General features: G+C 68.0%; 6 protein-coding genes and 1 pseudogene. 3 read left to right on the top strand and 4 right to left on the bottom strand.

Translation table 11 applies throughout. From position 1 onward, the window contains the following. Nucleotides 1-706: pseudogene (locus tag VLF18_RS22290) on the top strand (hypothetical protein); the annotation flags it as partial. A gap of 76 nt (nucleotides 707-782) precedes the next feature. Here the strand turns inward: VLF18_RS22290 and VLF18_RS22285 are convergent. Together VLF18_RS22285 and VLF18_RS22280 are read right to left on the bottom strand one after the other, a co-directional pair. Beyond that, entirely contained in the window at nucleotides 783-1,868 is a 1,086-nt protein-coding gene (locus tag VLF18_RS22285; RefSeq protein WP_325281831.1) for an acyltransferase family protein, read from the bottom strand. Between the two features lie 206 nt (nucleotides 1,869-2,074). Then, on the bottom strand, nucleotides 2,075-3,424 hold the full coding sequence (locus VLF18_RS22280; protein WP_325281830.1) for a DEAD/DEAH box helicase: 1,350 nt from the start codon (nucleotides 3,422-3,424) through the stop codon (nucleotides 2,075-2,077). Between the two features lie 476 nt (nucleotides 3,425-3,900). Between VLF18_RS22280 and hisS the strand changes: the two genes are divergently transcribed. After that, nucleotides 3,901-5,298: a histidine--tRNA ligase gene (hisS, locus tag VLF18_RS22275; protein WP_325281829.1), complete on the top strand. Its 1,398-nt coding sequence runs from the start codon at nucleotides 3,901-3,903 to the stop codon at nucleotides 5,296-5,298. Then, nucleotides 5,295-7,184 carry an aromatic amino acid ammonia-lyase gene (locus VLF18_RS22270; RefSeq protein WP_325281828.1) on the top strand — a complete coding sequence of 630 codons (1,890 nt, stop codon included), beginning with the start codon at nucleotides 5,295-5,297 and terminating at the stop codon, nucleotides 7,182-7,184. Before hisS ends, VLF18_RS22270 begins: the two co-directional genes overlap by 4 nt. Before the next feature lie 93 nt (nucleotides 7,185-7,277). Here VLF18_RS22270 and VLF18_RS22265 read toward each other — a convergent pair whose 3' ends face one another. Further along, on the bottom strand, nucleotides 7,278-9,665 hold the full coding sequence (locus VLF18_RS22265; protein ID WP_325281827.1) for a M14 family zinc carboxypeptidase: 2,388 nt from the start codon (nucleotides 9,663-9,665) through the stop codon (nucleotides 7,278-7,280). Between the two features lie 178 nt (nucleotides 9,666-9,843). Then, nucleotides 9,844-10,532, bottom strand: a 689-nt coding sequence (locus VLF18_RS22260; protein ID WP_325281826.1) for a diguanylate cyclase, incomplete at its 5' end; no start/stop codon positions are given.

The following is a 10,532-nucleotide window of genomic DNA, read 5'->3' as shown; positions in this document are numbered from 1 at the left end:
GGGCCGCCATTACGTCGTGCGCGCCGTCGATGCCGCGAACGGCGCGGAGGACGGCAACACCGTGGAACTGTCCGGTCGCGCGACCGGCCCGCTGCAGGACGGCACGTTCGGCTCGGGTGCCGAGCCCGGCGATCCGCTGTTCGACACGTCCACGGCCGGGCCGGTGCCGGCTGCCGTCGACAGTCCCGAGCATGCCGGCTGGCACACGTCGACGACGCGCAAGCGCAGCGGAACGCAGAGCTTCTGGTCGACGTCGGCCAACAATCTCTGCGTCTCGCTCGTGAGCCAGCCGCTGACGCTGACCGCCGGACAGGGCGCGCAGCTCTCGTTCTGGAGCGCCTGGGACATCGAAAACGGCTGGGACGGCGGTGTCGTGGAAATTTCCACCGACAACGGCACGAACTGGACGCGCCTGACACCCGCCGGCGGCTATCCGGGCTCGATCTCGAACGGCGGCACGATCTGCGGGATCGCCCAGGGTTCCGGCGCGTTCACCGGAACGAACCAGCTGAGCGTCTGGACGCAGTCGACGCTGAACCTGTCGAGCTATGCCGGCCAGTCGGTGCGCCTGCGCTGGCTCTATCGCACCGACCAGGGCACGGCCGGCCAGGGCTGGTTCGTCGACGACATCGCGCTGACGCACACGCAGGTGCCGGGCGTCTGCACCGCCGGCACCGATACGATTTTCGAGGACGATTTCGAGTAGGCGCCGAGCGCGCCGGACGCCAATGCGTCCGGCCTTAGGTTGGCTGGGCCGCAGGCGAAGCCCAGCCTGCGCGGTCTTAGATTTTCCAGTACCAGCGCCGGCGGTCGAGCACGATCGCGACGAGCCACCAGATCGCGACGACGGCCGCCGCCCAGGCGGCCGATGCGGCTTCGGCGCCGGCGAGCGGCGTCAGCCACGCGGCGAACGCATGGCTGAACAGCCAGCGGTCCGTACCCGTCGCGGCGAGCACGCAGACCATGAGCCACGAGCCGGCGTAGGCGAGCATCGCGTTGCGTCCGAGCGCGCCGCCGGGCAGCCACACGCCGCGCCGGTCGGCCAGGCGGTGCATGACCAGCAGGGCGAGGCAGGCGATGCCGCCGGTCCACAGCACGAAGGCCGGTGTCCACAAGGATTTATTGATCGGCTGCGGCCAATGCAGCGCAGCGCCCGCGGTGAGTCCGGCGAGTCCGGCGCTCAGCAGCGCGTCGAGCCGCCCGCCACGCAGCCAGTGCCCGGCGCGCAGGCCCAGCAGCGTCGTCGCGATCGCGCCGAGCGTGCTGACGATGCCTTCGGGATCGAACGCGCGACCGGTCGCGGCGTCGTAGCTGTAGGCGAAGCGTCCGAGCACGGCGCTGTCGACGGCGAGTCCCGGATTGCGCTCGACTGTCGTGCCGGCCCAGGCCAGCAGCAGGGCATACGCGGTCAGCAGGGCGCCGAACAGGATCCATTGCGCGCGCGGCTTCAGATACAGCAGCACCGGTCCGGCCACGGCGATGCACACGCCGATGCGCTGCAGCACGCCGGGCAGGCGCAGGTCGCGGTCAGGCACGAGCAGTGCCGCGGCGACGTGCAGCAGCAGGCCGAGCGCGAACACGCGCGCGGCGCGCACGAGCACGCCGCGGGACAATGCATCGGGTGCGCGTCCGCGCTCGAGCTGCGGCTCCAGCGCAAGGCTCAGCGACACGCCGGCAACAAAAAGAAACAGTGGAAATATGAGATCGGCCGGATTGCAGCCATGCCAGCTCGCGTGTTCGAGCCAGGGCCAGACATGGCTCCAGTCGCCGGCGTTGTTGACGAGCAGCATCGCGGCGACGGTGAGCCCGCGCAGGCAGTCGACCGAAGACAATCGCAGTGCTGCTGCGGCGTTGGCGGAATCGGACATGAGCGGACCTTGCAGGGAAGCCGCGAGGTTCGCACAACGATTGCCGGAAAAGAAAAGCGACGCGCGACAGACGTGCGTCGACGAATATGACCGTCGCTTCTATGCGCTCCGCGAGGAGCGTGGACACGCAGTGGGAGGAGCGAGAAACGAGCGATCGCTGTTCAGCGCGCGCACTCTTTCCTCACTCCTCTCGCTCGCTACCGCGTTCAGCGCGGCGAACGCGGCCCGCGACCGCCGGGCTGGTTGCTGCGGCCGTCGGAGCGGCGGCCGGCGTTCTGGCCGGTGCCGCTGCCGCTGCGACGCTGGTCCTTGCCCGCATGATGCTTGCCGCCGGCGGGCTGGGTCGAACGTCCGCGGCGCGCACTGCGGACGGGCTTGCCGGCGCGCTGCGCGTCGGCGCCGGTGCGCAGCGGCTGCTTGGGTTCGAAGCCGGGCAGCACGGCGACATCGATGTCGCGCTTGAGCAGCTTCTGGATGTCGTTGAGCAGACCCTGTTCCTCGCGGCAGACCAGCGACAGCGCGAGGCCGTCGCAGCCGGCGCGGCCGGTGCGGCCGATGCGATGCACGTAGTCGGCGGCGACCATCGGCAGGTCGTGATTGATTACGACCGGCAGCTGGTCGATGTCGAGGCCGCGCGCGGCGATGTCGGTCGCGACCAGCACGTGGATGCGGCCGTCCTTGAAGTCCTTCAACGCACGCTGGCGCGCGTTCTGGCTCTTGTTGCCGTGGATCGCGTCGGCCTTGAAGCCGGCCTGGCAGAGCTGGCGCGCGAGACGGTCCGAGCCGTGCTTGGTGCGGCCGAAGACCAGCGTCTGGCGACGGCTGTCCTGCGCGAGCAGTTCGATCAGCAGGTCTTTCTTGCGGTCGGCGTCGACCGCGTAGACGCGATGCTCGACCGTCGTCGCGACGCTGTTCTGCTGCGCGATCTGGATTTGCGCCGGATCGTTCAGCAGTTCGGTCGCGAGCTTGCGGATGTCTTCGGCATAGGTCGCCGAGAACATGAGGTTCTGGCGCTGGCGCGGCAGCTGGCCGAGGATTTTCTTGAGCGCCGGCAGGAAGCCCATGTCGAGCATGCGGTCGGCTTCGTCGAGCACGAGGATCTCGACGTCGCGCAGGTTCAGCGTGCGCTGGTCGAGGTGATCGATGAGGCGTCCCGGCGTCGCGACGAGGAGATCCATGCCGCGCTTGAGCGCCTGCACCTGGTTGCCCATGCCGACGCCGCCGAAGATCGTCGTGGAGCTGAAGCGGATGTTCTTGCCGTAGGCGCGGATGCTGTCATGCACCTGCACCGCGAGTTCGCGCGTCGGCGTCAGCACGAGGGCGCGGACCTTGCGCGGCTGTCCGGTGCGCAGCGCGCCTTCCGGATACAGGCGTTCCAGCAGCGGCAGCGCGAACGCGGCGGTCTTGCCGGTGCCGGTCTGCGCGCCGGCGAGCAGGTCGCGGCCGGCCAGCACGAGCGGAATCGCTTCGGCCTGAATCGGCGTCGGCGTGTCGTAGCCGAGTTCGTTCAGCGCGCACAGCAGAGCGGGCGACAGCCCGAGTTGATCGAAAGCCATGGGATTGCTCCTAACGTGAAAACCCAGAGCGTTCCCAAGGCCGTCCAGGGCCCAACATCCGCGCTGCAGGTAAATGATGGTGCGGCCGCGAGGCGTTGTGCCGGGCCGTGTCGTCGTGGAAAACCGGTGGAGGGAGAAAGCTGCAGACGTGGCGGGCAAATGGATCGCCGGCTGCGTCACGTCAGAAATCCGGAAGGGAAGCCGGGGAGTTCGCACGAGAACCCGCGGACTATACGGGAACTTCGCGACCGAAGCGAGCGGGAGAGGAAGAGAAAAAAATAAGGGGGTGGCAGGGAGTAACTGGAGGAGCGCGTTGTCGGCGATTCCGAGGCGGCAGGCGAGGCACCTCCGTTTTCAAACACTCACCGCTATTTCCTGCTGTCATAACCAGCTATTACATGGCCGAGCCCGCTCGCGGCCATCTGCTAGGCTATGCGCCCTTCGCGCCCGGCCCGCTACACGATCCGAGGAAACTCATGGCATTGACCGCCGCCCGCACGCCGCCCGGCGTGCTCGAACTGCTGCCGCTGGACCAGATCGCGTTCCAGGACATGCTCGACACGATCCGTCGCAGCTTCGAACGCTTCGGCTTCCTGCCGGTGGAAACGCCGGTCATGGAATTGACTGACATCCTCTTGACCAAGGAAGGCGGCGAGACCGAGCGACAAGTATATTTTGTTCAATCTACCGGCAACCTCGGCAAGGACGGCACGCCCGAAATGGCGCTGCGCTTCGACCTGACCGTGCCGCTCGCACGGTATGTCGCCGAGCACGAACACCAGCTCAATTTTCCGTTCCGCCGCTACCAGATGCAGCGCGTCTACCGCGGCGAGCGCCAGCAGCGCGGCCGTTTCCGCGAGTTCTATCAGTGCGACATCGACGTGATCGGCAAGGATTCGCTGTCGATCCGCTACGACGCCGAGCTGCCGGCGGTGATTTATCAGGTGTTCCGCGATCTCAAGATCGGCCCGTTCACGATCCAGCTCAACAACCGCAAGCTGCTGCGCGGCTTCTTCGAAAACCTCGGCCAGTCCGATGCGCAGCGGCAGGCGCTGATCCTGCGCGAGATCGACAAGCTCGACAAAGTCGGCACCGACAAGGTCGCCGAGTCGCTGCGCGGGGGCGATTTCGGCCTGTCCGGCGACGACGTCGCGAAGATTCTCGCGTTCGTGCAGACGCGTTCGGCCGGCCACGACGATGCGATCGCGAAGCTTGACGCGCTCGGCAGCGGCAGCGACGCGTTCGACGAAGGCATCGCCGAACTGCGCGAAGTGCTGACGCTGATCCGTGCGCTCGGCGTGCCCGAGGCGTACTACGCGCTGAATCTTTCGATCGCGCGCGGCCTGGACTATTACACCGGCACGGTCTACGAGACGCACCTGCTCGAACACCCGCAGATCGGCTCGATCTGTTCGGGCGGCCGCTACGAGAACCTCGCCGGTCACTACACGAAGTCGCACCTGCCCGGCGTCGGCATTTCGATCGGCGCGACGCGGCTGTACTGGCAGCTGCGCGAGGCCGGGCTGATCGGCACCGGCACGAGCACGGTGCAGGTGCTCGTGACGCAGATGAGCGACGAGGAACTGCCGCGCTATCTCGCGATCGCGAGCGAGCTGCGCCAGGCCGGCATCAACACCGAGGTCGTGCTCGACGGCGGCAAGCTCGCGCGGCAGTTCAAGTACGCGGAGAAGGCCGGCATCGCGTTCGCGATCGTCGTCGGCAGCGACGAGATCGCGAAGGACACGGTGATCATCAAGGACCTGCGCCGCCGCGAGCAATTCGACGTCGCGCGCGCCGAGCTGGTCAAGGCGCTGCGCGTCGAAATCGAACAGGCGCAGGCCATGGGCCCGGCGCGTACCACGGAATCGCCATGACGAACCTCATCACGCTCGACGGTGCGTCGCTGACGCGCGCCCAGGTCGCCGCCATCGCCTGCGACGGCTGCCGCATCGCGCTCGATCCGGCGCAGCTCGCCCGGGTGCAGCAGACCGCCGACTTCCTCGCCGAAAAAGTCAGTTGCGGCGAGCCGATCTACGGCGTGACGACGGGCTTCGGCAGCAACGCCGACAAGCTCCTTGGCGCGCATCGCGTGCGCGACGAACTGCCCGGCGGCAATCCGGAACGGCGCGACGGCACGCTGATGGAAGAGCTGCAGTACAACCTCGTCGTCACGCACGCGGTCTGCGTCGGCGAACCGTTCGCGCCGGCGGTCGTGCGCGCGATGCTCGCGATCCGCGTCAATACGCTGATGCGCGGTCATTCGGGCATTCGCGCGTCGACGCTTGAGGCGTTGGCCGAGCTGCTGAACCGCGACGTGATCCCGGTGATTCCGCAGAAGGGCTCGGTCGGCGCGAGCGGCGACCTCGCGCCGCTGTCGCATCTGGCCATCGTGCTGCTCGGCGGCGGCGAGGCATTCCATGCGGGACAGCGCCTGCCGGGCGCGCAGGCGCTGGAGCGCGCGGGTCTCGCGCCGCTGCGCCTGTCGTTCAAGGAAGGTCTTGCGCTCAACAACGGCACGACGCAGATGCTCGCGACCGCGACGCTCGCGCTCGCGCGCATGGAGCAGCTGATCGCGACCGCCGATCTCGCCGCCGCGATGACGCTCGACGCGTTCGCCGGCCGCACCGGCGCGCTGAAGCCCGAAGTGCACGCGCTGCGTCCGCATCCGGGCCAGGTGCAGTCGGCCGCGAACCTGCGCGGCCTGCTGCAGGGGTCGACGCTGGCCGACATTCCGTATCACCTCGTGCCGCGCTTCCGCACGTGGCTCGCGAGTTCCTGGTCGCATGCGCAGGACCAGACCGCGCGTTTCGACCTGACCTGGGACTACGTGCCGCCGGCGCAGCGCCACGGCAAGGAATCGTTCTACGCGCGCTTCCTGCCGTTCAAGGGCGGCAAGAAGCACCAGCCGCAGGATGCGTACTGCCTGCGCTGCGCGCCGCAGGTGCACGGCGCCGTGCGCGACGCCTGGAGCCAGGCCTGCCGCGTCATCGACATCGAGCTCAACGCGGTCACCGACAATCCGCTGATTTTTCCGCAAATGGAAAATGCGGCAGTGATCGAGGATCAGGTCGTCTCGGCCGGTCATTTCCACGGCATGCCGCTCGCACTCGCGATGAGCTACCTGAAGGCCGCGATTCCCGTGCTGGCGTCGATTTCCGAGCGTCGTCTCAACAAGCTCGTCGATCCGGCCAACAACGACGGCCTGCCGGCGTTCCTGATCGGCAACGAGGACGCGACCGATTCGGGCTTCATGATCGTGCAGTACACCGCGGCCGCGCTCGTCAACGACTTGGCCACGCGCGCGCATCCGGCCAGCGTCTACTCGATCCCGACCAGCGCGAACGCCGAAGACCACGTGTCGATGGGAGCGAACGAGGCGCGCCACGTGCTCGACATGGTCGAAGACCTTTCCGACGTGCTCGCGCTGGAGATCTACACCGCGGCGCAGGCGCTCGAATATCGCCAGGACATGCTCAACGCGGCGCGGCGCCTGGCCGACCGCGGCGACCGCGATGCCGTCGCCGCGAAGATCAGCGGCGCGCCGATGCCGGGTCATGCCGATCGCGAGCAGTTCGAGCGGGAAGTCGATGCCCTGATGCGGGCGCTGAGCGAAGCCGGCGAATTCCGCGCCGGCGACGCCGTGCATGCGGCGTTCGCACGCGTGCGCGAGGTCGTCGGCTTCATGCAGCGCGATCGACCGATGGACGCCGAAGTGCAGCGCGTCTGTGCGCTCGTCAGGAGCGGCGCGCTCGTTCGCTAGAAAACGCAGACGCGGGTCGGGCTTCGCCCAGCGCCTCAACCCAACCGCCATGCCGGACGCTTTCGCGTCCGGCACGATTCCCGCCGGCGCGCGCTACTCGAAATCGTTCTCGAACAGCACGTCGGCCGGGCCGCGGCAGGCGTCGCCGCCGGCTTCGATCCTGACGTTGTCGATCGACCAGCCTTCGGCGGTCTGGCTCGTGTCGCTGGTCAGGCGGAAGCGCAGTTTCACGGCTGCCTGGTTCGTCGCCGACGGCAGCGCGACCGTCGTCGAGCGCCAGGCGCTCTCGCCGTCGCAGCGACCGAGTTCGGACCAGGTCGGCGAGCCCGCGTTCGCGTTCGTGCTGATCTCGACGATGCCGTAGTCGTAATCGGCTTCGGTCACGCATTTCTGGTCGAAGCTCAGCACGGCGTCGGCGTATCCGGTGAAATTGATCAGCGGCGAGGTCAGGCTCGTAGTGACGTTGTTCGCATAGCTGCCGGCCGGACTGTCGGTCCAGACCTTGGTCGCGTTGCCGCCGACCGTCGTGCTCGTGCCCCAGGGCGACTGCACGGTCCAGCCCGGGTTCGCGCCCTCGACGTTGTCGCTGAACACCGTGCAGTTCGGCGCGAGGCTGAAGTTGCGGACGATGTCGGCGCCGCCGGTCAGGTTCACGCCGGTCAGCCGCTCGGTCATGTGGCCGGGTGCGCTGACTTCGATGTCGACGGTGCCGGCGCGCAGGCGCTTGGTGTAGTTGCCGCTGCCGTCGGCCTGCAGCGTGCTCGTGCCGATCGTGATCGTCGCGGCGAGCGGCGCGGACGTGTTCGCATCGCGGACGACGCCGTGCAGCGTTGCGATCTCGTTGGCCTGCGCGACCTCGACGAATACCGCGTTCGGCGGGCCCGCATCGCCGTTCGCATCGACGCCCTGCACGTAGACGAGGTGCCGGCCGCTCGACAGGCCGGTCGTCGACAGGTCGGCGTGCACGGCTTCGGTGCCGCTGTTGAAACCGCCGTCGGACGCGGTCATCGCCTGTGGCGTGGCGCCGCCTTCCCAGGGCAGCCTGTCGACGAACACGCGCGCCGAGGCGACGTTCTGCGTGTTCGGCGGCGGCGGCGCGCCGGTCTGCGGCTGCGGCGTGCGGTTGAGGCGCGAATCGTCGACACGCGCGGTCACCCGCACGGTGTCGCCGGCGACGACGAGGTCGGGTGTCGCCGTGATTTCCAGCGCATCGGGACCGAACGGCAGCTTGTACGGAGCCGACAGGGTACGCGCGGTATAGCGCAGCGCATCGACGTTGTGCGGATACGTGGCGCTCTCGAAGGTATCGCAGTTCTCGAAGAACGCGACGCCGAGTTCGATCGTATAGGCCGGAACGCCGAGCTGGCCGTAGGCCGTGTCGTCGGTCGTGCCGCTGGTCGCATAGAGGCCGACCGACTGCTGCGGGTCGTAGCCGTTGAACCAGCCGATGCGGCGGCCGAGGATTTCGAGGCCGGACGCGTTCGGTGCGAGCGTCGTGGTATCGCCCCAGGGCCAGAGCACGAGCTGCGAGAAACTGTGGATGTCGAAGAACACGCCCTGCGTCGTATCCGGAGCCGGCGTCGTCGTGTCGTCGGGACGCAGATCCGGGAAGATCGAATTGACGTAGGCGACGACGGCCTGCGTTTCCGGCTCGGAGCCGGCGCTGGCGCCGCGGTAGGTCTCGTTGCAGGCCGAACTGCTCGCGCCGGGACCGCCCCAGTGGAACGGATAGTTGCGGTTGAGGTCCGCGCCGCGCGAATTGCTGGTCGCGCCGCAGTAGGCCGTGTTCGTGTTCTTGCGCCACGACAGGCCGGTCTCGGCTTTCTTGCGGCCGTCGGGATTGGACTGCAGCAGCAGATGGAATTCGTTGTGGTCGAGCAGCCACGTCGCTTCGGGATCGACGCCGTAGCCGTTGACGAGCCATTCGGCGAAACGCGTGTTGAGTTCGGCCGTCGTGTATTCGCGCGCGTGGATCGCGGTCATCGAGAACATCTTCGGCTTCGTGCCCGTGATCGCCGAATTGGTCAGCTTGAGCACGACGAGGTCGTAACCGGGGTCGCCGCCCGAGGTGACCTTTTCCCAGCTGTTGCCGATGTCGATCTTGCTCGCGAGGTTCGGGTGCGCCGCGACCAGCGTGTCGATCGCGCCGAGCGTCTCCTCGACCGTGCGATAGCAGGCGTAGCCCGGAATGGTTTTCAGCGAGCGGCCCGAGGTCTGCAGCTGCAGCAGTTCGGTGGCTTCCTTCTCGACGAGTACCTCGCTGGTCTGCGTGCGCAGCCAGATCAGGTCTTCCGGATTGATTTCGGTCGTGACCGTGCCTTTCTTCGCGTCGACGCGCAGGTGGCCGAGGCGATCGGCCATCTGCTGGATCAGTGCCTGGTCGCGCGTGTGCACGGTGACGACCTGCGGCGTCGGGCTGGCCGCGGACGCCGACAGCGCGGCGAGCGCAAGTGAAAGGCCGACGACGAGTGAGCTGCGCATGCTTTATCCCCCCAACCGGAACGACACAAGGGCGGGATCGTACGGCTGAATTCCGCGTAGGGAGCGGTTGGTGCGCTGCAATAAAGTGTGAACTGCATCACTATTCATCGACGCGGCACGATTGCTGCGTCGAGACGCCACGGCATGTTCGGGCCTGCGGTCCGATGCGCTGCCGGACTCAGGCCGCAACCGATCCCTGCACGACACGATTGCGTCCGCTGCGCTTGGCTTCATAGAGCGCGTCGTCGGCGCGCCGCAGCAGCGCGTCGGCACTGATCGGCAGATCGCCGCGCACGGTGGCGATGCCGATGCTGACCGTCAGATGCAGGTCGCGGCCGCCGTCGAGCGCGAAGGTCTGCGCGGCGACGCGCTGGCGGATCGATTCGGCCGTGCGCCGTGCGCTGAGTTCGTCGGCGCCGGGCATCAGCACGACGAATTCCTCGCCGCCGAAGCGCGCGACGGCCGCGCCGTCGCCGGCGCAGTTCTGCAAGGTCGCGGCGATGCAGCGCAGGCAGTCGTCGCCGGTCAGGTGGCCGTAGTCGTCGTTGACGCGCTTGAAGTGGTCGATGTCGGTGATCAGCACCGAGAACGGCCGCGCGTCGGCGATGCACTGCGCGAGCAGCGGCGCGAACGACTGGTCGAAATGGCGGCGGTTGAACACGCCGGTCAGGCCGTCGCGCAGGCTGTGCTCGCGCAGGCGCGCATGCGCCTCGCCGAGCTGCTGCAGCGCGCCCGACAGTTCCTCGGTGCGTTCGGCGACGCGCTGTTCGAGCTGTTCGTTCGCTTCGCGCGCGATGCGCTCGTTTTCCGCGCGCAGCGCGGCCCAGCGATAGGCGAGGGCGAACGACAGGAAGATCATCTCCGCGG

The organism is Tahibacter sp. (genome assembly GCF_035481375.1).
GTDB lineage: Bacteria > Pseudomonadota > Gammaproteobacteria > Xanthomonadales > Rhodanobacteraceae > Tahibacter.
This window is presented reverse-complemented; position numbering and strand designations above follow the sequence as displayed.